This is a genomic window from Methylophilus sp., assembly GCF_008015755.1.
Classification (GTDB): Bacteria; Pseudomonadota; Gammaproteobacteria; order Burkholderiales; family Methylophilaceae; genus Methylophilus.
Window position 1 is genome coordinate 72,505 of the sequence record NZ_SSGF01000007.1, and the last position, 23,874, is coordinate 96,378.

Consider the following 23,874-nt stretch of genomic DNA (forward strand, 5'->3'; position numbering starts at 1 on the left):
GCTATGAAATGAGAGAGGACAATCAAGCGGTTTAAATTTCAAAACTTACTTTAAACCAATAATGGTATGAAACTAAGTACGCCATGGGTGCTTCGGCACATCACAAACGCCAGCGACATTCACGCCAGCTTGTGCGACCAAATGATCGTTTTCAACCGTGTCACCACTCACGCCAATTGCACCAATCAGCATCCCTTCTTCATCTACAATCGGTAGACCACCTGGGAAAGTAATCAAGCCGTCATTGGAGTGCTCTATGCCATATAAAGGCGAGCCAGGTACTGAAAGCTTGCCGATCTCACCAGAAGGCATAGCGAAGTAACAGGCGGTTTTCGCCTTTTTGATGGCAATATCAATACTGCCGACCCACGCATCATCCATTCTCGTGAAGCTTTTCAGGTTGCCGCCTGAATCCAGTACGGCGATACACATCTTGACGCCGATTTGTTTGGATTTTTCAACTGCTTTTTCAATGATCTCTTGTGCGACTTCAAAGCTTACATGCATGCGATTCCTTATTATTGATTGATTGGTATAAATATGACTCCGACTACAGGGTTAAATTCATTTAAACTTTGCTTTCGCTTGAAATCAGGGGCTTTGCAGCACATAGCGCGCAAGTAAAAACGGCGACCATTTCTGATAGCTTTTTTGTGTTTGATAAGAGACTCAGCGGAATGAAAATGGCGCGTTAATGACGAGAATGAGGGCGTTGCTGGTGAAAATCATGAGCCAGAATCAGGTAAAACAGCCCTGCACAGAACGGATATCGCAGCGCATACTGTGAAAACGTTGTACCGATTCATTACTTTCATTTAGGAGAAACACCATGTGGACTAAACCAGCTGCTACAGAAATGCGTTTTGGCTTTGAAGTAACAATGTACGTGATGAACAAATAATTTTAGCCCAGGCTAAGATGACAAAAAACCCGACCGAGTGTCGGGTTTTTTATTAGCAACGGGACTTTCAGGCAATGGGTGATATGTTGTTTTGCAAGACCTGACACAGAAGTCTTTGTATGCTTTTTATTATACAAATATAATAAATTATGAAAATTACATTAATGTAATTTTTGGCTGAATTTATCGTTATTCAAGATAAAAATAATACGCTTTCATCAACTCACACAGCCTAGCTGAATGAAAGTAATGTGTGAATGACGAGAACGAGGTCATTGCTGGTGAAAATCATGAGCTAGAATCAGGTAAAACAGCCCTGCACACAACGGATGTAGCAGCGCATACTGTGCACACGTTGTACCGATTCATTACTTTCATTTAGGAGAAACACCATGTGGACTAAACCAGCTGCTACAGAAATGCGTTTTGGCTTTGAAGTAACAATGTACGTGATGAACAAATAATTTTAGCTCAGGCTAAGATGTTAAAAACCCGACCGAGTGTCGGGTTTTTTGTTAGTAACGGGACTTACAGGCAGTGGGTGAAGTCCAACATGAGCTTAAAAGCGGTTGCCTGTGAAGAGGGTAAGTCGCTTGGCGAAGGTACAGACATACGTGTGTTTGATATTCAGCATATTAAAGGCTTGGAATTTGAAGCCGTATTTTTTGCTGGAGTTGATAAGCTTGCAGCTAACAAGCCAGAGTTGTTTGATAGATTTATTTATGTAGGCGCAACACGCGCCGCGACTTACCTTGGTATGGTTTGTTATGAGTCTTTACCATCTAAACTAGAGCCAATAAGAGCTTTGTGTTCTGACAAATGGTAGCTATATGAATCAACTGCAAAAAGCCATCATCGAAAAAACAGGCCATGACTTTGGTTTTGAGTATTTGGTCTCTGAAACAGATAGTGAAGTCACATTAGGTTCTGCCAGGCATGGTATCCATACGGCAATTTCATTAGTTGATGGTATTTACAATATAGGCTTCCAAAATGCTAAAGCCAATTTTATAGCTGAGCTTAATAGAGATTTTGCCGCTAAGAGTAACGACCTATTTAATGCGCAAGGTGAGAGCCAACTCGCATTACTTTTACAACGCGTCAGCCAACTTGCAAACTCTCTACCAAATCAGGCGGTAGATAATTACGAAACTGAATTAAAAACGGCACTGGCTTTAATACCACCTTCCGCAAAGGGCACTGAAGTTGAGCGCATGGTGCGCCAACGTATTGGCCAATATGCATACCGTAAAGCGATGCTTGATTATTGGGGTAACGCATGCGCAGTCACTGGTCTGCAATTGCCTGAAGTTTTAAAAGCCAGTCATGCTAAACCTTGGGCTGAATGCGAAACAGATGCTGAACGTTTGGATGTCTATAACGGCTTTTTATTAACTGCCAACTTAGACGCTTTGTTTGACCGCTTTTTAATCAGTTTTGATGAAAATGGCCTAATCATCATATCTAAGGCAATTAGTGATTCACAGAGAGATTTGTTGAATATTCGTGAGAGTATGCAGTTGCGATGGGTTACCAAAGAGCATGAGAGTTATCTTATTGTTCACAGGTTTAGATTTTATCAATCGGATATTTAAATGTTACATCTAATTATACGAGGTAAATGGAAGAGCCCCAATCACTCAAAAAATAAAAGTGAAGATGATACGCATGCTGTAAAAAAGCAAATACTGGCAGCTGTAGGTAAATATTTATATGAGAAAAAAGTAGGTACAAACCCTGACATTGATGTTGATCCTAAGACAGGGAAAATTCAACTAAAAGGTAGGGGGAAGTTTGACAAAAAAGGTTTTCAATCAGAGTTGGATGCCAATGAATATTTTGAACTACTTTATTTAAATGTTAATGATTTCAGCGATGAAATTAGACTCTTAAAAATTATCGAACTCGAGAGTTTTTATGTGATACCACCTAGTATTGAGATACTTGATACTTTGCTAAAGCACCTAATTGATAGCAATAAATTTGAATCATTTGTTATTGCCATTAGGTGATAGCTCGTAACAGATCTGACCTTTCCTTAGTTTTTTAAGATAATCAACAAATAACATGCACGTAACGACAAGGCGCAAGATGTAACCATAAAAAAACTGACCAAAGGTAACCCAACCATGGCAGAAAAATTTAATGCGTTGAAGCAACAAAGCTAGTAGTTACCCTTAGGGTCACATTTCAAGAATCAGAACTCAATCATTTTGAATGTGGGCTAAATGAGGGCCATAAATGGGCCATGGCCCAAAATGAAAGCGGCTTCCATCTCTGGAAGCCGCTTAGGTATTGGTGGTGAAAGAGGGACTTGAACCCTCGACCCCAGGATTATGAATCCTGTGCTCTAACCAGCTGAGCTACATCACCATCTTTGAAAGACGGCGATTATAGCAGTTGTATCAGGGCAGGACAACATGCCTTTGTGACCTTTTTACTACGCATTTTCTTGATTTAACGCTGCCGGGGTTTTCAGTGATTTAATTTTGGGAGTATCCTAGCTTTTAAATCTAATAAAACTCGGGAAAACGATGAACGAGCCTGCTAGCAACCATCGTGGGGTGTTGCATTTGAGCAAGGTGTTTGCGGATGCGTTGCGCATGCGCGATGCCTATACGCGCTTGCATAGTGATCGGGTGATGTCGCTGTCTAAAGGGATAGGGCAGGCGATTGGTTTAACCAGCAAAGAGCTGGACGCCCTGGAGTTGGGCGCCTGTTTGCATGATATTGGCAAGATTGTGGTGCCGGATGCGGTGTTGTTAAAGCCGAGCAAGCTGGAAGAGAGTGAGTTTGCGATCATGCAGTCGCATCCGTCGGTGGGGGCGGATTTAATTGAGGTGTATGACCACGACGATGCGCATCGTATTGCCGATGTGGTGCGGCACCATCATGAGTGGTTTAACGGCAGTGGCTATCCTGGCCGCCTTGTCGGTGAGGCGATTCCGTTGTTGTCACGCATTGTGACGGTGGTGGATAACTACGATGCGATGGCGGTGCGGCGGGTATATCAAGGCGCGAGGCCGCATCATGAGATTATGCAGATTATGGAAAGTGAAGCCGGGACCAAGCTGGACCCTGAGATGTTTAAACGTTTCGTCCAGGTGATTGATGATCCACGTTATGTCATGTTCAAGGCATCTTGATAGGCGCATTAAAAAAGGCTGGAGAATTCTCCAGCCTTTTTGTGTATTAGCGCAATGCGCGCTTAAACATTGAATCTAAAGTGCATCACATCGCCATCTTGCACGATGTATTCTTTGCCTTCGAGGCGCATTTTTCCGGCTTCTTGCGCGCCTTTTTCGCCTTTGTTTTTGACGTATTCATCATAAGCGATGACTTCGGCACGGATAAAACCACGTTCAAAGTCGGTGTGGATAACGCCCGCGGCTTGTGGCGCGGTAGATCCTTTTTTCACGGTCCAGGCGCGTACTTCTTGCACGCCAGCGGTAAAGTAAGTTTGCAGGCCTAACAAGTCATAAGCGGCGCGAATGACGCGGTTGAGGCCGGGTTCTTCCTGGCCGAGTTCTTCTAAAAACAGCAGTTTGTCTTCTTCGTCCAGCTCGGAGATTTCGCCTTCAATTTTGGCGCAAATCGTCACCACCGGGGCGTGTTCGGTTTTGGCCAGTGCCAGCACTTTGTCCAGGTGCGGGTTGTTTTCAAAACCGCCTTCGATGACGTTGGTGATATACATGACCGGTTTGACGGTGATCAGGCACAACGGTTTGAGCAAGTTGAGTTCGTCGGCATCCAGGCCTAATGTGCGCACGGCTTTGGCGTCGTTTAAGCAAGGCACGACTTTTTCGAGGACTTTGATCAGGGCGATGGCGTCTTTGTCACCACTTTTGGCTTTTTTGCCTTCGCGCTGCATGGTTTTTTCAACGGTTTCCATGTCTGCCAGGGCCAGCTCGGTGTTGATGACTTCGATGTCGGCCAGCGGGTCTACCTTGCCGGAGACGTGAATGACGTTGCCGTCTTCAAAGCAGCGCACGACGTGGGCAATGGCGTCTGTTTCGCGGATGTTGGCCAAAAACTTGTTACCCAGGCCTTCACCTTTAGAGGCGCCCGCGACGAGACCGGCAATGTCGACAAATTCGACAATGGCCGGTTGCACTTTTTGCGGTTTAACGATGTCAATGAGCGGTTGCAGGCGCGGGTCTGGCACCTCGACGATGCCAACGTTGGGCTCGATAGTACAGAAAGGGTAGTTTTCTGCGGCGATGCCCGCTTTGGTGATGGCGTTAAATAAGGTGGATTTGCCTACATTAGGCAGGCCGACAATACCGCATTTCATAATGGATGAACCTTAGCGTGAGTATTGCCGCAGCATGAAATTGCGGCAAGGATTGAATAAAACCAATATTTTACCGTTAGTATGAAGATAGAGCCAGAATCAATCTTGATTTGGCACAAGTTGTATACAAGATTTAAGTTTTATTATAAATAAACAATTGCATGACTGCGGGGGCATAATCATATGCGTCATGCGCCTTCCTGATAAAGGATGAGAAATGTTTCGTTTCAATATGGCATCATTACATCAGTTGTTGTCGTCACGTTGGATCGCTGCGGTGGTCCTGCTGTGTGCATTGCAAACCACGTTTTTATTGTGGATGAGCGAACGCAATCATGCAGACGCCTTGCAGGCGGTGAAGTTCAAGCAGGCGGCAGTGTCTGCGTCTGAGTCTATTCAGCAACGCCTTAATGCTTACCGGCAAATTCTCAAGGGTGTGGAGCAGTTGTATATTTCTTCACAGTTTGTCTCGGCCGAAGAGTTCAGGCTGTATGTTGATGACTATCTCAAAAGCACCGAATACAACAGCCTCAATGCGCTGGGCTTTATCAAATATATTGATCTGCATGACCCCGAGACCTTTAAAGATCTCGAGACGCCTTTGCCGCAGCTGCTCAAGCAGTTGCCAGTGATTAAAGGCGATAACGAAATTGCGCCTGTGCTATACGTGGAGCCGCGCAATGATGCGAATCGCGAAACGCTGCTAAAAAATACGTTTTTAGATGCGCAGTTGCGCGCAGATCTGCTGGAGGCGGGGGACGGCGACCGGTTGGTGATGTCTGGCCGTTATGCTGAAAGTAACAGTGTACATCCCTACAAAAACTATATGTTTCATGCACCGGTGTATCGCCACCATGAGGGCATACAAACCAGTGATCGTCGGCATTGGTTAAATGGCTGGGTCTTTTTGCGTTTTGATGTGGCGGCCTTGCTGGCAGAGGCCTTGCACCCGATGGAGCTGCGCCTGGTGCATTTTGATGTGTTTGATCTGGGGCGGCAAGAAGGTCAGGTGCCTTTGTATCACAGCGGCTCAGAAGATGCGCATGTGCATGACAATGAGGCTGAGTATGCCTTGGCGTATACCCTGAATGTGAATGGTCAGGTATGGCGTTTGCAAGCCCGTTCTACGCCTGCATTTGAGGCGGATGCTGATTATCGTGATGCTAATGACATAGGCATGCTGGGGGTGGTGATCAGCTTGTTGCTGGGCGCTTTGGCGCAGTTTGCGCTGGTACGTCACCGCACACGCAATACTCTGGCCGAATATGATCAGGCGCTGAGTAGTAGCGAGCAGCGCTGGAAATTTGCCATGGAAAGCACTGGCGATGGCGTGTGGGACTGGAATGTGCCGGAACATAAGGTGATTTTTTCTGAGCACTGGAAGAAAATACTGGGGTTTGCTGCGCATGAACTGGATGACAAGCCTGACAGCTGGAATCAGCGCATACACCCCGACGATGCTGGGGCGGCGATGGACTTGCATCAACAGGTGCTTAATGGTGAACGTGAGCAGTATGCCATTGAGTATCGTATGTTGTGCAAAGATGGTAACTGGAAGTGGGTGTTTGACCGTGGCATGGTGCTGATGCAGGATGTGCAGGGCAAGCCGACGCGGATTCTGGGCACGCTGGCAGATATTTCAAAAATCAAGCAGTCAGAAGAGGTGGTGTGGCAATATGCCAATGTCGATACCTTGACTGGTTTGCCTAACCGCCGCTTGTTTTTTGACCGCCTGGACCATGCGCTGCATGGCATTAAAAGCAATGGTCAAAAACTGGCGATTATTTTTTTAGACCTGGATCGCTTTAAAGAGGTGAACGATAGCCAGGGTCATGACCAGGGCGACAAGTTGCTGTTGCAGGCGGGCAAGCGCTTGATCGGCTGTGTCGGCAATCATGATCTGGTCGCCAGATTGGGCGGCGATGAATTTGTGCTGATGCTGAGTGATGCCCATGCCAGCCATGTGGAAGTGCTGGCGCAACGCGTGCTTGAAGCCTTGTCGCAGCCGTTTCAGCTGGATGAAACACATGCTTATGTCTCTGCCAGTCTGGGGATTGCGATCTATCCCGACGACGCCGGCAACAAAGAAGATCTGATGAAGCGTGTTGATCAGGCGATGTATGCGTCCAAGCAAAAGGGCGGCAACTGCTTTACGTATTTCACGCCGCGCATGCAGCAAAATGCTGAAAACCGTATGCGTTTGTCGCATGATTTACGGCAGGCCATCAGTGAGGAGGAGTTTTTCCTTGAGTATCAGCCGGTGGTGAATTTGCAGACCAATATGGTGGTGAAGGCCGAAGCTTTGCTGCGCTGGCAGCATCCAGTCAAGGGCTTGATCCCGCCTATGGAGTTTATTGGCATTGCTGAAGATAATCTGCTGATTGTGCCTATCGGTGAATGGGTATTCAAAACCGCGATTGCGCAGTGTCGGCAGTGGCGCCAGTCGCTACACCCGATGTTTCAGTTGGCGGTGAATAAATCACCAGTGCAGTTTGCCGCTGAGCACAGAAAAAATGAAGACTGGCTGTTCGAGATGGCGAAAAATCATCTTGAGGGCAATATGGTGGTGGTGGAAATCACTGAGCGCTTGTTGTTGGATGGCAGTACACACGTCAGCGAACGCTTGGCGCAATATCAGCAGGCGGGCGTACAAGTGGCGCTGGATGACTTCGGCACCGGTTATTCGGCCTTGTCTTACCTGAAGAAATTTCCGATTGATTATGTGAAGATTGACCGCTCGTTTGTGCGCGAGCTGGGCACGTCGAGCCAAGATGAGGCCTTGTGCCGCGCGATTATTGTCATGGCGCATAGCTTGGGCATGCAGGTCATTGCCGAGGGGATTGAGAACCAGCGCCAGTTACGCATGTTGCAAGAGATGGGCTGCGATTTTGGCCAGGGCTATTATTTCTCGCCACCGCTACGTGCAGAAGCATTTACCGTCTGGCATCATGCTTGGCACCAGCAGGCCATCCAGCCGCGCTAAGGGTTATTTGCTATGCAGCTGCAACATGGCTTTTTCAAATTGGCCTTGTGCCAATAAGTCAGTGACCGTGGTGGCTTTGATAATGCTGTCATCAATCGCCTGCTGTTCCTCTTTGCCTGCTGCTTTTAAGACAAAATTGACCACTTCTGCCTTGTTGCCTGGGTGGCCAATGCCGATGCGCAAACGCCAGTAATCCGGCGTGCCGAGCGCTGCGTGAATATCGCGCAGGCCATTATGGCCGCCATGGCCACCGCCAAATTTCAGCTTGGCCTGGCCGGGCGGCAGGTCGAGTTCGTCATGCACTACCAGTACTTCTGCGGGCTGGATTTTGTAGTAATTGGCAATCGCCGCCACAGATTTACCGCTGGCATTCATAAAGGTGGTTGGTTTGAGCAGCCATTTGTCGCTATGTGGTTGCCATTTGCCTGCAATACCAAACAATTTGGCCTCCGCCGCCAGACGGCTTGCAGATTGCTCTGCCAGTAAATCAACCAGCCAAAACCCGGCATTGTGACGGGTCATGGTGTATTTTTCACCCGGGTTGCCCAGGCCAACAATGAGTTTTATTCCATGCATGTATAGGGTCTAGCTTGCTTATGTATGATCTGGCTCGGTGTGGCATGCGATGCACGCACGCCAAAAAAAACGCGCACAATGTTGTGCGCGTTTATTGTAGCGGATAACCGCTGTACCTGCTTAGGCTGCTGGTGTTTCTTCAGCGGCTTCGTCGCTGCTACCACCGCGTGGTTTAGCAATAGAAACCACTGCCGCGTCATCACCGTGCGCCAGTTGAACGAACTCAAGACCTTTTTTCAGTTTGATTTCGGACAAGTGGATAGAGTGACCCGCTTCCAGTGTGGCCAGGTCAACTTCGATAAACTCAGGCAAGTCTTTCGCCAGGCAGCTTACGTCCGCTTCAGTCTGGATGTGGGAGATGTTACCACCACCGGTTTTAACGCCAGGTGCTACATCTTCGTTAATGAAGTGGAAAGGCACTTTCACGTGGATTTTCTCAGTCGCAGACACGCGCTGGAAATCGATGTGTTGAATCGTGTTGCGCACTGGGTGCAGTTGATAGTCACGCAGTAACACGCTTTCAGCTTTACCATCCAGCACCAGGCTCAGGATAGACGCGTGAAAAGCTTCATGGCGGAATTCCATGAACAGTTCTTTGTGGTTCAACTCGATAGATACAGCGGCTTGATCGCCACCGTAAACAACACCAGGCACGCTGCCAGCGCGACGCAGGCGGCGGCTCGCACCCGTACCTTGAACGTCACGTTTGACTGCTTTAATTTCGATACTCATAAGAGAACTCCTAAAAACGCCTTGATCAGGCGGTACTACACTAAAATCCACCTGCCGCGACCAGCAGGTGGTGTAAAACTTAATCCATAAATAAAGAAGAAACCGATTCTTCCTGGCTGATGCGCTTGATGGTTTCTGCCAGCAAAGTAGCCGCGCTCAACTGGCGGATTTTGCTGCAGGCCTGCGCGCCAGCGTTTAATGCAATGGTGTTAGTGACCACCAACTCATCCAGAGCCGAAGCCGTGATGCGCTCACCAGCACCGCCGGACAATACCGGATGCGTGGCATAGGCCACCACTTTGGTCGCGCCACGGTCTTTCAAGGCGGCAGCGGCTTCACACAAGGTGTTCGCGGTATCCACCATGTCATCCATGATGACGCAGGTGCGGCCTTCGACCTCACCAATGATGTTCATGACCTTGGCGACGTTTGCTTTCGGCCGACGTTTGTCGATAATCGCCAGGTCGGCATTCAGTTGTTTGGCGGCTGCACGTGCACGCACGACGCCACCAACGTCTGGTGAAACGACGACTAGATTTTCGTGACCTTGTTTGGCCAGGTCATCAAGCAAAATCGGCGTTGCATAAATATTGTCGACCGGGATATCAAAAAAGCCCTGAATCTGGTCTGAGTGCAAATCCATGGTCAGCAAACGGTTCACACCGACGCTGGTCAGCATATTGGCCACCACTTTTGCGGTAATCGCCACACGGGCAGAGCGCGGACGTCTATCTTGGCGCGAATACCCCAGGTAAGGGATGGCAGCGGTAATGCGGCCAGCAGAGGAGCGACGCAGCGCATCGACCATGACCATGACTTCCATCAGGCTGTCATTGGTCGGGTAGCTGGTGGACTGCAATACAAATACGTCACGGCCACGCACGTTTTCCAGCAGTTCCAACATGATTTCACCGTCTGAAAAACGGCCAACATCAGCACGTCCTAATTCAATGCCCAAATGCTGGGCAACTTCTTGTGCCAGTACCGGATTGGCATTGCCGGTAAATACCATCATGTTGGCGTTACTCAACGTTGTACCCTTTTTTAGCGATGACGATGTCTTGAAACCTGATTCTGGTCACGTGGCCGGAATCTACAAAAAATTTAAGCGTGTAAATCGTTAAATCTACACGCTTATGTTTGGCTGAGGAGGAAGGATTCGAACCTTCGCATGCCGGAATCAAAATCCGGTGCCTTAACCAGCTTGGCGACTCCCCAATAACTTGTCTTACTCACACGCTTTTTGTGTCTTAGTCATCATCTCTGACCGAAGCAAAAAGCGGATGGTATTTTAACCCTTTTGACCAAAAACCGGAAGTGTTTTTTGGTCTATTTTCAATCAATTCGCGCGCTTTTTGTTCACTCTCCACCGCCACGAACACCGATGCCCCAGAACCACTCATGCGGGCATCGCCATGTTGTTTTAACCAGCTTAAGGTATTGGCAACGTCGGGATATAACGCACAAACGACAGCTTCCATATCGTTTCTGACTTGCTGCCAGAACGCGCTGGAATTAGCGCCGTTTGAAAAGTCCGCCATTCTCAATGGTTTCGAGTCTCTTGTCAATGCTTGATGTGCAAATATTTTTGCCGTGGGCACTGCGACCTCTGGCGTGATCACCACGTAGTATTTTTCCAGCATGGCAGGCGGCAGGGCAATGGCAGCCAATTGTTCGCCTACGCCTTCTGCCCAGGCGGTTTGGCCAAAAATAAACACCGGGACATCTGCGCCCAATGTGAGCCCTATCGTCATCAGTTGTTGCCTGGAATAGCCTAATTGCCATTGTTGATTTAATGCCATGAGTACGGTGGCCGCATCAGAACTGCCGCCGCCCAGGCCGCCACCCATGGGCGTGCGTTTGATGCATTGAATGTTTGCGCCCAGTATCGTGCCGCTGGCCTGCTGCAAGGCGCGCGCGGCGCGTATGCTTAAATCACTTTCTTCAGGCACGCCCGGCAAAGGGTTCAGGTGTACGATTTGCCCGTCCTGACGCGGGCTGATGCGCAGTTCGTCACCGTGATCCAGCAGCAAAAAAACGCTTTGCAGGGCATGATAACCGTCAGCACGGCGGCCGGTAATGTGCAGAAACAGGTTGATTTTGCAGGGGGCGGGGTAGGTCAGCAGTTCCATGTCCGCTATTGTAAAGCATGCCTGCGTCGTGCAGGCATGCTGATTCAGGGCTTGTTTGTTCTAGTTTTGTGCAATCGAAGCCTGTTTATTCCAGAATCATGCGGCCTTGGCCGTCTTGAAGTGGGCGTTGGTTGGGGGCACCAATCGCCTGCTGTAATGCACCAAGCTGGAATTTAGACACTTTGAGTGTTTCTTTCATGATCACCCACTGCACGCCTTCGGTACATGGTGGGGCTGTCAGCGAGCCGCTGTATCTGTAATAGGCAGGCTTGGCCGGCATCAGGTCGCCAGGCGTCACGCGTATTGCCAGCGCCTTGCTTTGCTCTTTTTCTTTAGGCAGGCTGCCTAACAGTTTTTCCAGTCCGGCGTGCGTGCTGCCTTCTTCCAGCATGACCGCGATAATCACCCGGTGTCCGGCCTTATCTTCATGCACCATTTGCAGTTCTGCCGCATAAGATTTTTGCTTGATCTGATGCTCGCTAGGCACATGCACGCTGATATATTTGAGCTGATAAGGTTTTTGGTCCAGCACCATCATATTGCCGGTACCCGCATCCATGATCAGGCTATTGTCTTTGAGTACAATATTTTTGAGCGGAAACTTCTGCAAGCGTTTGATCGGTTTAAGTGCTGCCGTGATTGTGTTATCTATATTGATTGGCGATTGCTGGCTGCCAGCGTTGCAGACGGCATAGTCCGGGTTCAGGCTGCCCCATTTTTCTGGGCCGCGTGCGCCGCTATAGGCCCAGGATGGATCATTGGCCTTGTCTGTTTTGGCCGTTTTTTCTTTGTCTTTAGGGTTGGCGGTGTTTTTGTCGGCACCTTTATCTGTTGCTTTGTCGGTTTTGTTCACTGCTGATTTGTCTGCACCCGGTTTAGCCGCTGGTTTAGACTCTGCAGGTTTTGCTTCAGCCGCTTTATCTTCAGGGTTAGTGGCTGGCGGCGTGGCTGCGGGTTCGGCAACGCTGTCAGGTGCGGCCGGTTTATCTTTGTTGCTGGCAACAGCAGGCACCACCGGGTTGGCGGCGCGTCTGGCGGCAGCTTCTATGCGCTGTTTTTCCTTGGTCTGCCATTTGCATACATATTGTTGCGCCACTTCTACTTCGGATTCCGGCAGTGGTTCAATAAAATCGGCTTGTTTAGCGGTGGTGCCCGCCGAATAGACCAGCTCTTGATCATCGTATTGAAACACCTGGATGGTTGCGGCTTTGCGTTTGTCGCAGTCAAAATACCACAAGGCTTTGGCATGGTTGTAGACGCGATCGACCGACTCTACGTTTTTTTGCGGATTACGGTAATCGACTTTTACCCAGGCTTTGATATAAGGTTTTTCTTCGAGCAAAGACTGTTTGTCTATCATGAGCTGGTTGTCATCAGTTTTTTTGATCGACAGCCATTGCGAGGCGTGGCCTTGGCCAGGCATCATGGCGAGCACTAGCCATAAGCTAAATGCCAGCCAACGTCGGTAATAAATGGGGATAAGAAGATCACAGCTCATAGTGTCATTATCGACGCCTTGCGCTGAATCTTTAATCAGCCTCGGACGGGATAAGCGACCTATTCGCCGCTATTTACCAGTGCTGAATCACCAGCTTCAGGCGCACATCCTGCTGTTGCAGGCGCGTGGTATAGGGTAGTTGTTCCAGCGCACCGTTAAAGGCCGTCTGCCGATAATCGTCATAGCTGATTTGCCACTGGTCCTGTGTCAGGCTGGCCGGCGCGCCATTCTCCAGGTAGTTGGCCTGGAAAGGGCTGGCCGGGTGTGGGATGCCTAATATCCACTGGCTCAAGCCTGAGAGTGGCAGGCGCCAGCCGAGTAGCCGCTCGGTCAGGCTGGCGACATCTGCGGCGGTGTGTTGTTTGCCGCTTTGGTCGGTCAGAGTTACCGCTTGCTGATTACGCTGAATCAGCGCCACTTGTTGCCCCAGGGGGCTGAAAATACGCATGGTGTCTGCTTGATCATCATGCTGCCATTCCAGGCGCGCGGTGTAGCCTTTGCCCGCATATTGCACCGCCAGCTTAGCCTCGAGTGCAAAGGGGTGGTTGGCTTGTAAGCGTTGGGTGCGTTGTTGCGCCGCGCTATTGGCAGTGGCTTGTGTCGGTGGCGCAGGTAAAGTGCTGCAACCGGCCATGACTAAGCCTAGTAAGCCAGCCATAGCCGAGCCTGTGACACGTGATTTGCCGCGCAAAAACAGAGGCCACGCAACTCGCATCACAAAGTAGATTTCAATTTTTGTGCGGTAGCGACCAATATTTCATTCTCAGGGTTGGCTGACAGAGCCTGATCTAGGATTTGTTGCGCTTCGTCACGCTGACCCTGCTTCCACAAGACTTCAGCCAAGTGGGCAGCAATTTCAGGGTCCTGCTGGATAGCATAGGCACGACGCAGCTCTTCTGTGGCATGGTTCAAATCGCCCAGTCGGTAATACACCCAGCCCAGGCTATCCATAATGTAATGATCTTCTGGCGCCAGCTTGGTCGCCGTTTCGATCAGGCTTTTGGCTTCCATGAGCTTGATATTGCGGTCGGCATAAGAGTAGCCCAGCGCATTGTAGGCAGCAGCCATGTCTGGCTTCATTTTAATGACCTTATATAAGGTCTCTTCCATGATGTCGAATTTGCCTTTGCGCTCGGCATTGAGTGCATAGTCGTACTGCAGCTCCGGGCTCTCAGGAAAGCTTTGCACCGCTTTGCCGAGTAAGGCATAGGCTTCGTCCGTGCGTTTGGCCTGGTTGAGCAATAATGCCTGGTTCTGGATGACGACTGCTTGCTGCTCCGGTGTCAAGCCATCGACATTGTCCAGCATGGTAATCGCGGCATCGATGCCGTCACGGCGTGCGATGATGGCGGCGGCGGCCAGGCGGCCTGCCAAAAATTGTTCACCTTCACCGATTTTGTCAAACCATTGTAAGGCGCGTGCATCATCTTTTTGCTCAGCGGCAGAGCGGCCAAGGTTAAAGTAAAGTTTATTGGGCTCTTTAAAGCCGACTTCTAGGCCGTGTTGCAGATAGCGGTCAGCAAAGCTGTACTCTTTGGCGTCCAGCGCCAGCAGGCCGACAATCACGTTCATCTCCGGATTGTTTTTATGGCGATCCAGTAATTTGGTGAATTCTGCCTTGGCATCAGTGGTGTTTTTTTGCACAAGCAAGGCGCGCGCCAGTGCCAGGCGGATCTGGTCTGCTTCGGGATACGTTTTTAAAAAGTCTTGGTAAAAAGCGATGCCTTTTTGCGGGTCTTGTTCACTGAGCATCTGGCCGCGGATTTGCGCCGGTGGCTCCCAGCCTGGGCGCAGTTTGGAGGCTTCCTTGAGCTCAGCGACCATCAGACTTTCGTTATGGGCAAAATAGGCGGCTTGCGACACGGCAAAGTGCGCTTCTGGCAGTTTGGGGTAGGGCTTGGCCAATTGCTGGATCGCTTCCAGCACACTGGTTTTGTCCGTCACGCGCATCATCAGGCCATTCAGCTCCATAAACGCATTTGGCCTGATACTCTCGTTGGCGAGTACTTTCTGGATCTGTGGAATGGCCTTTTTCAGATTGCCATTGGCAATCAATAACTGGCTAGCTGTTTGTGCAGCAGGAATGGAGTCTGGCGCTAGTTCTGACCACAATTCGGCTGAAGGTAAAGCCAGTTGCGGTGTGCGCGCAATGCTCGCTGCTTGGGTCGCGCGTTCCGCCAGCAAGGGGTCGCGCGTCTGTTTAGCTAAATCGAGGAATAATTGACCTGCCAGCACAAACTCACCACGCTGTGCAGCCACTTCACCCAGCAGGTATTTATAGACAAACTCTGCGGTGGGGGTGGTGATGGTCGGCGCGCTGCTGGCTGACCAGGCAGGCGTTGTCAGCAATGCCAGGCAAAGTGCCAGCGTTGTGCGGCGCTTTGCTATTGGGGTGTGCGTGAAGCGACTGGTTTGGGGCATACTGAATTCCTGTGTAGTGAAACTGTTAGTGAGCACTGTCATGATGGTGGTTTGGGTGGCTGATTTATAAGGCTGATTTTTTGTTTAGTCCGTGACAGTTGCTGCAAGTTCATCCATAATGTGCGATTTGTAACTGAATTGTAATTGAGGGTTAAAGCGCAGCTTGAAACCTCATGCTACATCAGTCGTATCACTTTAGCACTATAACTTTTTGATGAAATCCTTGTCTAGGGATTTGCGAGTCGGCGGTGGGTATGTCGGCGCCTCGCGGTGATCTCTCGTCGGTAGGTGTGTGAAAAAATCATGGCAAATTTGACAGTTGAAGCAATTGAGTTGACCCGTTTGTATGGCGGCCGTGCGGCCGTCAGTGACGTAACCTTTAGTCTGCAACAAGGGCAGGTGTTGGGCTTTTTGGGGCCGAATGGCGCTGGTAAGTCGACCACCATGAAAATGTTGACCGGCAATCTGGCACCCAGCGCTGGTAGCGTGAAAATCTGCGGTATCGATATGATAGAGCAGCCCAAAGAGGCCAAGGCCTTGATTGGCTACTTGCCGGAAATGCGACCTTTATATAAAGAATTCACCGTTGATGAGTATTTGACCATTGCTGCGCGTTTGCACAATGTGTCGGGCAAGCATATTAAAAAAGCGGTAGAGCATGCCAAAGAGCGCTGTGGCCTGACGCACATGAGCAAGCGCCTGATTGAAAACCTGTCTAACGGCTATCAGCAGCGCGTGGGCATTGCCCAGGCTATTATTCATAACCCGATGGTGGTGATTCTGGATGAGCCGACGGTGGGGCTGGACCCGATCCAGATTCGTGATATCCGTGCCTTAATCAAAGAGATTGGCCAGGCGCATAGTGTGATTGTGTCTACCCATATTCTGCCAGAAGTCGAAATGGTGTGTGACCATGTACAGATTATCGATAAAGGCAAACTGGTGTTTAACGGCGGCATTGATGTGCTTAAAAAGCAGCGCATAGGTAACAAACTGCTGGTTGGTTTGCGTCAAGCGCCACAAGCGGCGCAACTGATGGCGATTGCCGGTGTAGCAGAAGTGGAGCCTGCTGATGGCCTGTGGCGCATCCGCTTTGAGGAGGGTGCGCAGCCGCACGAGGCGATTGTGCAGGCGGCGGTCCAGCATGGTTGGGGCTTATATCATATTGCGCCAGACCAGACCAGCCTGGAAGATGTGTTTGTGCAGCTGACTTATCACGAGACCGCTAATGCGGATGAGGCCAAAGCGGCCTAAGCCCCCATTGAGCGTGTAGAAGGAAAGATTTAAGTATGTTGAATATTGCAAGAAAAGAACTCAAAAGTATGTTCGCCTCGCCAATGGGGTGGATTATTTTGGCATTGCTGACATTTTCGTTCGGCACCTATTACCTTAACGGGGTAAACAATTACTTTGAGGTCATGTCCGGCTCGATTCGTCCGGCGGAGCGTATCGGTGTGACCCAGTTTGTTGGCCAAACCGTGTATGGCCTGGCGTCTTTTATCATGCTGTTTGCGGTGCCGTTGCTCTCTATGCGTTTGATTTCAGAAGAGCGCCGCAGCCAAACCTTGCCGTTTTTATTCAGTGCCCCGCTGTCTATCAGCGAGATTGTGGTGGGCAAGTTTTTGGGCCTGGTGGTGTTTTTGAGCATTTTGGTGGTGTATATCGCTGTCATGTTGACTACGCTCAACATTTGGGCTGACATTGATTTTGGCTATATTTTTGCCAATTCGCTGGGCTTGCTGTTGCTAGTGTCGAGCTTTGCGGCGCTTGGCCTGTATTTTTCCAGCCTCACTGCGCAGCCGATTATTGCCGGTATCCTCAGTTTTATTGCGTTGTTTGTACTGATGATTCTGGACCGCTTTTTTGCCGGGGACCCGACCAGCACCATGCTCAAGTTTTCCTTGATGCGACACTTTCAGTCTTTCGCCGGTGGCTTGATGGATACGGCAGATCTGGCTTATTTTGGCTTGTTTATCCTCACGTTTATTACCCTGACGATACGTCGTCTGGATGCGGATCGTTTACGCGGTTAGTCGCGACATTGTTTTTGAGCAGAATGCATTATGAAAATTAACCGTAAATTTAAATGGCAGTTATTGGCACAAAACTGGATGTTTGTGCTGGTGTTTTTAGCACTGGTGGTCATGCTGGGCTATTTGTCCGGTCAATATCGCTGGGCCAAGGATATTACCCAGGCAAACCGTAATATCCTCACACAGGGCAGTGTGAATGTGCTTAAGCAAATGGATGGCGACGTCAATATCACCGTGTTTGCGACCAATGATGACGCCAACAATGGCGATACCTTCCGCAAAGGGATGCTGGATTTTGTCGCCCGTTACCAGCGCGAAAAGAAAAACGTCTTCATCAAGTTCATCAACCCGTCAGAAGAGCCAAAACTGGCGCAAGAAGCAGGGGTGAAGGTCGATGGTGAGACGATTGTGGAATACAACAAGCGTTCCGAGCACATCACGCCACCGTTTGCCGAACAGGAAATGACCAACCTGCTGGTGCGCTTGTCTCGCACCAATAATCAGCCAGTGATGTATCTGGATGGCCATGGTGAGCGTTTGTTGCAAGGCCTGAAAAACCATGACCTCGGTGAGTTTGGTAAACAGCTGGAAAGCAAGGGCTTTAAGTTTGCCAACCCAGATCTGACCATTGCCCAGGCGGTGCCTGCCAATGGTGCCATGCTGGTGATTGCGGCGCCACAAGTCGATCTTAGCGCGGTAGAAGCCAAAAAAATCAAAGCCTATATTGAAGCAGGCGGTAACGTGTTGTGGTTGCTGGATGACGACAATCTGCATGGCTTGCAAGACGTCGCCGAATACCTGGGCATTAAAGTGTCGCCTGGCATTGTGGTCGATAAAGCGGCTGAGCAATATGGCGCAGACCCGAAAATGGCCTTTGCCAGCTTGTATGGTGACCATGCGATTACACGTAACTTTATGTTGCGCACGGTGTTCCCAGAGGCGCATCAGATTGACGGCCAGGCCTCAGATGACTTGGGCTGGAAAGTCGGTCGCCTGATTGACGTTGCACCGAATGGCTGGTTAGAGTCTGATAAGATTCCAGCGGGTGCGCAAAACCTCAAAGTGAGTTTTGACCAGGGCAAAGACAAAGCAGGCCCGATTAACGTCGGCGTGGCGTTGGAGCGTGAATACGGTAAAAAAGGCCAGCGCGTGGTGGTGATCGGCAATGCCAACTTTCTCGCCAACACCTTTATTACCAACGGCGGCAACCTCGACCTCGGTATTAACATCATTAACTGGCTGGCTGGCGATGATCGCCTGATTACCATACAGCCAATGCCACTCAAAGACATCAACGTGACGATTCCAGCCACTGATCAAGGTCGCCTGGTGGCCTGGATCGTCTTCCATGCGTTCCAGTACCTGATCCCGGTCGGTTTGTTTGTGGCTGGCTTGTTTTTGTGGTGGAAGCGCCGCAAGGCTTAATGTCTAACGGTGTGGTTGTCGGAGTGGCGTCATGAAAAAAAGATGGATATTGAACCTGTTGTTGTTAGCGGTCGTCGTAGGCATCGCCGTGTTCCTGCATTTGCAGCCCAAGGAGCAGACGCAGTCCGCTAAGTTTGAAGTCTCCAGCCTCAAGATGGCAGATTTTAATCAAGTGAAAGCTGAGTTCCCGGCTAAAGCACCGACCATTTTTGAAAAACAAGACGGTTACTGGATGATGCGCAAGCCGTACGCGGCGCGCGCCGATCAGGCGTCCGTACAGCGTGTCATGTCTATTATTGCAGCCACCACTGCGACTAAACTACCATTGCAGGATGCAGCCAAATACGGCCTCGATCAACCGGTGTTGAAGTTGACGCTGTCTGGCGCCAAAGGTGACCAGGTGTTTACGTTTGGTACTTATAATCCGGTGTCAGAGGAGCAGTATGTCGGTTATGCTGGCCAAGTGTATTTGTTGCCTGGGCAATACAGCGAAGCGGCGTCTACGCAGCCAATAGAAATGGTCGACAAAACACCGTTGTCGCCAGTTGAGCGCAAACAGCTGGCCGGGTTTGACCTCGCACATCTGGAGCAATGGGAAGAGAATGCACTTAAAGTGCAGATGTCTAACGAAGGCAAGTGGGTGGTTAATGACCCCAAAGCCAAGCCCACGCAAAATGACATGAACGAATGGATGGATTTTAGCTGGGTGCAGGCGCAAGCCACCTCAGTTGAGTTCTATACGCCAGATCGAAAACTGTCTTATCCATCGTTTGAAGTGTTGTTGCGCAATGGCAAAAAGGTCCATTTCGACAAAGTGCAAGAATCGCCGGAGTATTTGCTGGCGCGCCCTGACGAAGGCATTATCTATCACTTTAGCAATGACACCGGCTTTACCATGGTGAACCCGCCAGTCAATATCCAAGCGCCTAAACCATAGCATGCCCGAATTACCCGAGGTTGAGGTCACGCGACGCGGTTTGCTGCCCGTTGAGGGCGCGCAGATCGCGCACGTGACGATTCGCCATCACGGCCTGCGCTGGCCGATTCCGGCTGATTTACCGCAACATCTGCATGGCCGCCGTGTGCTTAAACTCACCCGCCGTGCCAAATATATTCTGGCCGAAATTGGCACCACTGACACCGAGGGCGTATTGTTGTTGCATCTTGGGATGTCTGGTCGTTTATGTCTGCTTGAGCGCGATTTTCCTGCTGAAAAACATGACCACTTTGATATTCGTTTTGAAGATGGTCGTGTGATCCGTTTGCGTGACCCTAGACGCTTTGGCGCGGTGTTGTGGCTGGATAACAATCCATTGCAGCATGCGCTGCTCAGCAGTTTGGGGCCAGAGCCGCTAGAAGCTGCTTTTAACGCTGACTATTTGTATCAGCATATCCGTACGCGCAGCGCACCGATCAAAACCACCATCATGGATGCGCATCTGGTGGTTGGCGTGGGAAATATTTATGCCAGCGAGTCCTTATTCAGGGCCCGTATACACCCAGAAACGCCCGCTAATGCACTGACGCTGGCGCAATGTGCCTTGCTGGTACAAGAGATCAAGTTAACCTTGCAGGCCGCGCTAGACGCTGGTGGTAGCAGTTTGCGGGATTTTTTTGGGGCGGATGGGAATCCTGGTTATTTTCAGCAGACGTATAACGTGTATGGCCGCACGGGCGAGCCTTGCCGTGTGTGCGCCAGCCCGATTCTGAATATCCGGCTTGGCCAGCGTTCAACTTTTTATTGTTCATATTGCCAGCCGCGCCCGGCTGGCCCCAAAGCTAAAAAATAAGCAGATGCTTGCGTACACGCTTTAGGTCGCTTCATTTTCGTCAATATCCGGCTGGATGCAATTGCGCCCGGCCCGTTTGGCGGCATAGAGATGATGGTCTGCGCGCTCCACCACCTGGCCCAGTATTTCATCGGTTTGCATTTCGGCAATGCCAGCGCTGACGGTGATGTGTACCACTTGATTGCTAAAGTGAAACTGCAGCCCGGCAACCGCTGAGCGTATGAGTTCGGTGATGTCTCTGGCATGTTGCAAGTTGCAGCCGGAAAGCAGAATTAAAAACTCCTCGCCACCCCAGCGGCATACCACATCCTCTTCGCGCACGTGCGATTTGATCAGTTGCGCCACGCGTGTGAGCACGCGATCCCCTGCTTCATGCCCATAGGTATCATTCACCGCTTTAAACAGGTCTATATCAAGCAACACCAATGACAACGGTTCGTCACGGCGCTTACCGCGGGCGACGGCCTGCTTGAAGTAAAACTCGAATACCTGCCGACTGGCCACGCCGGTCAGCTTGTCCTGGGTGGCCATCATCTCCAGTTTGTCGTGATAGCCACGCACCGTAAAATGCGCCAGTGCCAGCACGATCATACTGATCACCACCGCCACCGCCAGGTTGATCAAGAAGGCCGTTTCAATGCGTGCGGAGCTCGGGTCGTTGACCTGCTCGACAATTAAATACCAGTCAAACTCGGGCACCAGTCGGCTATTGAGGTACAGCATGTTGCCGCTGCTGGTTTTAAACGACAGCGACGCACTGGGCGATGTCAGCACTTGCAAAAAGGCTTTATCCAGTCCAGATTTGTTCTGCAGGTGCAGCTCTGAGCGGTATTGGCTGCTTTGCAGCATGACCTCGCCCTGGCGGTTCACAAAGTAGATTTCACGGCCATAGCGTTTCTGGTAGTTTTCAATCAGTTCTACCACCGTTTGCAAGGATAAGCCGACACCAATCACACCAATAAACTTGCCGGATTTGTCTTCAATACGATAGTTAACAAAAATACTCAGGCGTTTTTTATCTGCGGTGTCGCGGTCAATATTAATAACATAGGGGTGATGCGAATTTCTGGCCTCAAAATACCAGTGATCATCGGGGTTGGTCGTTGATACCCGCTTTAATACGCCAGAAGGATGGTAATAATTGCCCGAACTTTCGGAGACGAAAAACGCGGTGATGGTGTTATATTTTTGCTGGATTTGTGACAGGTAGCTGGTCATTTTATTGGCATCTTGTTCGCCATTGTTGATCCAGTCAAACACAAACACATCATTGGCCATCAATGACGAAATGAGCAGTGGCTGTAGCAGGTCGCGCTGAATTTCAGAGTAGATGTTGTCGCTGGTCAGTGGCAACATTTCTTGTTGCAGACGGTCTGTCAGCGAGTCTTTGGCCACAAAGTAACCCATCAGACTGGTCGCTACAAAGCCAATAAGCACGATAACGCTTAAGAGTAGAGTGTAGTAACGCTTGTTAACGACCATAGAATTCAATTGCCCAAAGGCGAATCATGCCCAAAAAAAGTATTATCATCAATATAAATCGGCTTTGTTTACTTGAATAGTCGCTGTTTTCAGGAGGTATTCCCGGCTTGGCGAGAATTAGTGTGGGTGGTGACGTGCGGCGTGCTCGTGCAAATAGCCGGAAGCGGTATGCGGCGTACCGCCTACTTTTTGTGGCAATAATGAGCCGATGACCATGGCGACGGCACTGATCAATAGTCCGACCAATTGTGCAGGCACCAAGCTGGCTTCGCCGACCAGGACTTCAATCAGCACCCAGCTGCCGATGCCGAAAATAATCGCTGCCAGCGCACCCTGGCTGGTGGCACGCTGCCAGAAAGCACCGAAGAACAATGGCACAAACGCGCCTGCCAGCGTCACTTTATAGGCGCTTTCTACCATGCCAAAAATCGATAGTTCTGAGTTGAGTGCATAAAACAGCACCATAGCAGCAAAGCCGACCAGGCATAAACGCATCACGCGCAAAAAGGCATGGTCGTTCATGTGCGGCATAAAGCCTTTGACCACGTTTTCGGCAAAGGTGACCGACGGCGCCAGCAGAGTGGCTGATGAGCAACTCATAATGGCTGAGAGCACGGCACCAAAGAAGATGGCCTGTGCCAGTAACGGTGTGTGCGTGAGTACCAGCGTTGGCAACACGCGCTGCGAATCGGTGTTGACCAGTGCGCCGAAGGTCGCCGGGTCTATCAGCGTCGCGGCATAGGCGATAAACATGGGCACAAAGGTAAAGCAAAAGTAGATGCTGGCGCCAAGGATAGACCCCCACAAAGCAATGTTGGCCGTTTTGGCTGACGTGATGCGCTGAAACACATCCTGCTGCGGAATCGAGCCCAGCATCATGGTCAGCCAGCCGCCGAGAAAGGTCAGCCAGACACTCCAGTGGGTCGATTGTGGAAAGAAATGCAGTTTGCCTGCATTGCGTGCATGCTCAATCACCGGCGCGACGCCACCGGTTTGGCCAGACACAATGCTGGCGATATACAGCAGGCCGCTGATGACGACAATCATCTGCACAAAGTCGAGAATGGCAACTGACAGCATGCCGCCCAACGTGGTGTAGGTGAGCACAATGGCGGTGCCCAAGATCATGCCGTTAGATTCTGAAATAGCGCCATCGCTGATCAGGTTGAAAATCAGCCCGAGCGCCTTGATTTGTGCCGCGACCCAGCCCATGTAAGAAATGACGATGGCAATGGTGGTGAGCACCTCGACCGAGCGGTTATAGCGCATGCGGTAAAAGTCGCCCAGGGTGAGGATGTTGAGTTTATACAGGCGGCTGGAGAAGAAAATGCCGGCGATGATCAGGCACATGCTGGAGCCGAACGGATCCGCTGCGACGCCGGTTAAGCCCTCACGCACAAAGGTGGCAGAGACGCCAAACACGGCTTCGGCGCCGAACCAGGTGGCAAACACCGTGGCCATGACCACGGGTAGCGGCAGGTGACGGCCAGCCACGGCATAATCTTTGGTGCTGTGCACATTGCGGGCCGCAATCAGGCCAATGCCGATTGAAACCAGTAAATACGCCACCACAAACCAGATCAGCACAGCCAGAGTTCCTTAGAGTT

23 protein-coding genes and 2 tRNA genes are annotated in these 23,874 nt (G+C 50.3%); 12 read left to right on the forward strand and 13 right to left on the reverse strand.

All coding sequences use genetic code 11. The features are described from left to right. Positions 1-72: 72 nt before the first annotated feature. The gene (locus tag E6Q52_RS02855; protein WP_275356106.1) at positions 73-507 is read right to left on the reverse strand and encodes a heme-binding protein; all 435 of its coding nucleotides are present in this window, start codon (positions 505-507) and stop codon (positions 73-75) included. A gap of 322 nt (positions 508-829) precedes the next feature. Between E6Q52_RS02855 and pqqA (E6Q52_RS02860) the strand changes: the two genes are divergently transcribed. The 5 genes from pqqA (E6Q52_RS02860) to E6Q52_RS02880 all read left to right on the forward strand — a co-directional run bounded on the left by pqqA (E6Q52_RS02860) (position 830) and on the right by E6Q52_RS02880 (position 2,913). Beyond that, positions 830-901: a pyrroloquinoline quinone precursor peptide PqqA gene (pqqA, locus tag E6Q52_RS02860; RefSeq protein ID WP_081624291.1), complete on the forward strand. Its 72-nt coding sequence runs from the start codon at positions 830-832 to the stop codon at positions 899-901. 392 nt (positions 902-1,293) lie between these two features. Further along, positions 1,294-1,365, forward strand: coding sequence for a pyrroloquinoline quinone precursor peptide PqqA (pqqA, locus tag E6Q52_RS02865; RefSeq protein WP_081624291.1), 72 nt, complete (start codon positions 1,294-1,296; stop codon positions 1,363-1,365). A gap of 89 nt (positions 1,366-1,454) precedes the next feature. After that, positions 1,455-1,727, forward strand: a complete 273-nt coding sequence (locus E6Q52_RS02870) for an ATP-binding domain-containing protein (protein WP_292818153.1) — start codon at positions 1,455-1,457, stop codon at positions 1,725-1,727. A gap of 4 nt (positions 1,728-1,731) precedes the next feature. Beyond that, positions 1,732-2,496 (forward strand): HNH endonuclease, encoded by a 765-nt coding sequence (locus E6Q52_RS02875; protein WP_292818156.1) that lies wholly within the window; start codon positions 1,732-1,734, stop codon positions 2,494-2,496. Then, positions 2,497-2,913: a hypothetical protein gene (locus tag E6Q52_RS02880; RefSeq protein ID WP_292818159.1), complete on the forward strand. Its 417-nt coding sequence runs from the start codon at positions 2,497-2,499 to the stop codon at positions 2,911-2,913. Between the two features lie 284 nt (positions 2,914-3,197). Here the strand turns inward: E6Q52_RS02880 and E6Q52_RS02885 are convergent. Further along, positions 3,198-3,274 (reverse strand) — tRNA-Met (locus E6Q52_RS02885). A gap of 161 nt (positions 3,275-3,435) precedes the next feature. Between E6Q52_RS02885 and E6Q52_RS02890 the strand changes: the two genes are divergently transcribed. Next, a complete protein-coding gene (locus tag E6Q52_RS02890) occupies positions 3,436-4,047 on the forward strand; it encodes an HD domain-containing phosphohydrolase (RefSeq protein ID WP_292818162.1) in 612 nt (203 codons plus the stop codon). A 62-nt stretch (positions 4,048-4,109) separates the two neighbouring features. Here E6Q52_RS02890 and ychF read toward each other — a convergent pair whose 3' ends face one another. Next, positions 4,110-5,195 (reverse strand): redox-regulated ATPase YchF, encoded by a 1,086-nt coding sequence (gene ychF / locus E6Q52_RS02895; RefSeq protein ID WP_292818165.1) that lies wholly within the window; start codon positions 5,193-5,195, stop codon positions 4,110-4,112. A gap of 217 nt (positions 5,196-5,412) precedes the next feature. Here ychF and E6Q52_RS02900 point away from each other — a divergent pair, with 217 nt between their 5' ends. Next, positions 5,413-8,178, forward strand: coding sequence for an EAL domain-containing protein (locus E6Q52_RS02900; RefSeq protein WP_292818168.1), 2,766 nt, complete (start codon positions 5,413-5,415; stop codon positions 8,176-8,178). Between the two features lie 3 nt (positions 8,179-8,181). Here E6Q52_RS02900 and pth read toward each other — a convergent pair whose 3' ends face one another. The 8 genes from pth to E6Q52_RS02940 all read right to left on the reverse strand — a co-directional run bounded on the left by pth (position 8,182) and on the right by E6Q52_RS02940 (position 15,537). After that, a complete protein-coding gene (pth, locus tag E6Q52_RS02905; RefSeq protein WP_292818171.1) occupies positions 8,182-8,754 on the reverse strand; it encodes an aminoacyl-tRNA hydrolase in 573 nt (190 codons plus the stop codon). A gap of 120 nt (positions 8,755-8,874) precedes the next feature. Next, positions 8,875-9,486 carry a 50S ribosomal protein L25/general stress protein Ctc gene (locus E6Q52_RS02910; RefSeq protein ID WP_292818174.1) on the reverse strand — a complete coding sequence of 204 codons (612 nt, stop codon included), beginning with the start codon at positions 9,484-9,486 and terminating at the stop codon, positions 8,875-8,877. 79 nt (positions 9,487-9,565) lie between these two features. Continuing rightward, complete coding sequence (locus tag E6Q52_RS02915) at positions 9,566-10,501, reverse strand: ribose-phosphate pyrophosphokinase (protein ID WP_292818776.1); 936 nt, start codon at positions 10,499-10,501, stop codon at positions 9,566-9,568. Positions 10,502-10,627: 126 nt separating this feature from the next. Next, positions 10,628-10,704 (reverse strand) — tRNA-Gln (locus E6Q52_RS02920). A gap of 32 nt (positions 10,705-10,736) precedes the next feature. Next, positions 10,737-11,618 carry a 4-(cytidine 5'-diphospho)-2-C-methyl-D-erythritol kinase gene (ispE, locus tag E6Q52_RS02925; RefSeq protein ID WP_292818177.1) on the reverse strand — a complete coding sequence of 294 codons (882 nt, stop codon included), beginning with the start codon at positions 11,616-11,618 and terminating at the stop codon, positions 10,737-10,739. 85 nt (positions 11,619-11,703) lie between these two features. After that, positions 11,704-13,116 (reverse strand): carbonic anhydrase, encoded by a 1,413-nt coding sequence (locus E6Q52_RS02930; protein WP_292818180.1) that lies wholly within the window; start codon positions 13,114-13,116, stop codon positions 11,704-11,706. 73 nt (positions 13,117-13,189) lie between these two features. After that, a complete protein-coding gene (lolB, locus tag E6Q52_RS02935) occupies positions 13,190-13,774 on the reverse strand; it encodes a lipoprotein insertase outer membrane protein LolB (RefSeq protein ID WP_292818183.1) in 585 nt (194 codons plus the stop codon). Between the two features lie 56 nt (positions 13,775-13,830). Continuing rightward, positions 13,831-15,537 carry a tetratricopeptide repeat protein gene (locus E6Q52_RS02940; protein ID WP_292818186.1) on the reverse strand — a complete coding sequence of 569 codons (1,707 nt, stop codon included), beginning with the start codon at positions 15,535-15,537 and terminating at the stop codon, positions 13,831-13,833. A gap of 303 nt (positions 15,538-15,840) precedes the next feature. On the opposite strand from E6Q52_RS02940, the gene E6Q52_RS02945 reads away from it, so the two are divergent. From E6Q52_RS02945 to mutM, 5 genes are read left to right on the forward strand one after another with little or no spacing between them, the layout of a single operon-like run. Next, complete coding sequence (locus E6Q52_RS02945; protein WP_292818188.1) at positions 15,841-16,791, forward strand: ATP-binding cassette domain-containing protein; 951 nt, start codon at positions 15,841-15,843, stop codon at positions 16,789-16,791. Between the two features lie 35 nt (positions 16,792-16,826). Next, on the forward strand, positions 16,827-17,570 hold the full coding sequence (locus tag E6Q52_RS02950) for an ABC transporter permease subunit (RefSeq protein ID WP_292818191.1): 744 nt from the start codon (positions 16,827-16,829) through the stop codon (positions 17,568-17,570). Positions 17,571-17,600: 30 nt separating this feature from the next. Further along, a complete protein-coding gene (locus E6Q52_RS02955; RefSeq protein ID WP_292818194.1) occupies positions 17,601-18,995 on the forward strand; it encodes a DUF4350 domain-containing protein in 1,395 nt (464 codons plus the stop codon). A 31-nt stretch (positions 18,996-19,026) separates the two neighbouring features. Continuing rightward, positions 19,027-19,932 carry a DUF4340 domain-containing protein gene (locus E6Q52_RS02960; RefSeq protein WP_292818197.1) on the forward strand — a complete coding sequence of 302 codons (906 nt, stop codon included), beginning with the start codon at positions 19,027-19,029 and terminating at the stop codon, positions 19,930-19,932. Position 19,933: 1 nt separating this feature from the next. Further along, positions 19,934-20,785, forward strand: coding sequence for a bifunctional DNA-formamidopyrimidine glycosylase/DNA-(apurinic or apyrimidinic site) lyase (mutM, locus tag E6Q52_RS02965; RefSeq protein ID WP_292818200.1), 852 nt, complete (start codon positions 19,934-19,936; stop codon positions 20,783-20,785). A 21-nt stretch (positions 20,786-20,806) separates the two neighbouring features. Here mutM and E6Q52_RS02970 read toward each other — a convergent pair whose 3' ends face one another. Further along, positions 20,807-22,222 carry a sensor domain-containing diguanylate cyclase gene (locus tag E6Q52_RS02970; RefSeq protein WP_292818203.1) on the reverse strand — a complete coding sequence of 472 codons (1,416 nt, stop codon included), beginning with the start codon at positions 22,220-22,222 and terminating at the stop codon, positions 20,807-20,809. Between the two features lie 162 nt (positions 22,223-22,384). Further along, the gene (locus E6Q52_RS02975; RefSeq protein WP_292818205.1) at positions 22,385-23,854 is read right to left on the reverse strand and encodes a sodium:solute symporter family protein; all 1,470 of its coding nucleotides are present in this window, start codon (positions 23,852-23,854) and stop codon (positions 22,385-22,387) included. Positions 23,855-23,874: the final 20 nt, after the last annotated feature.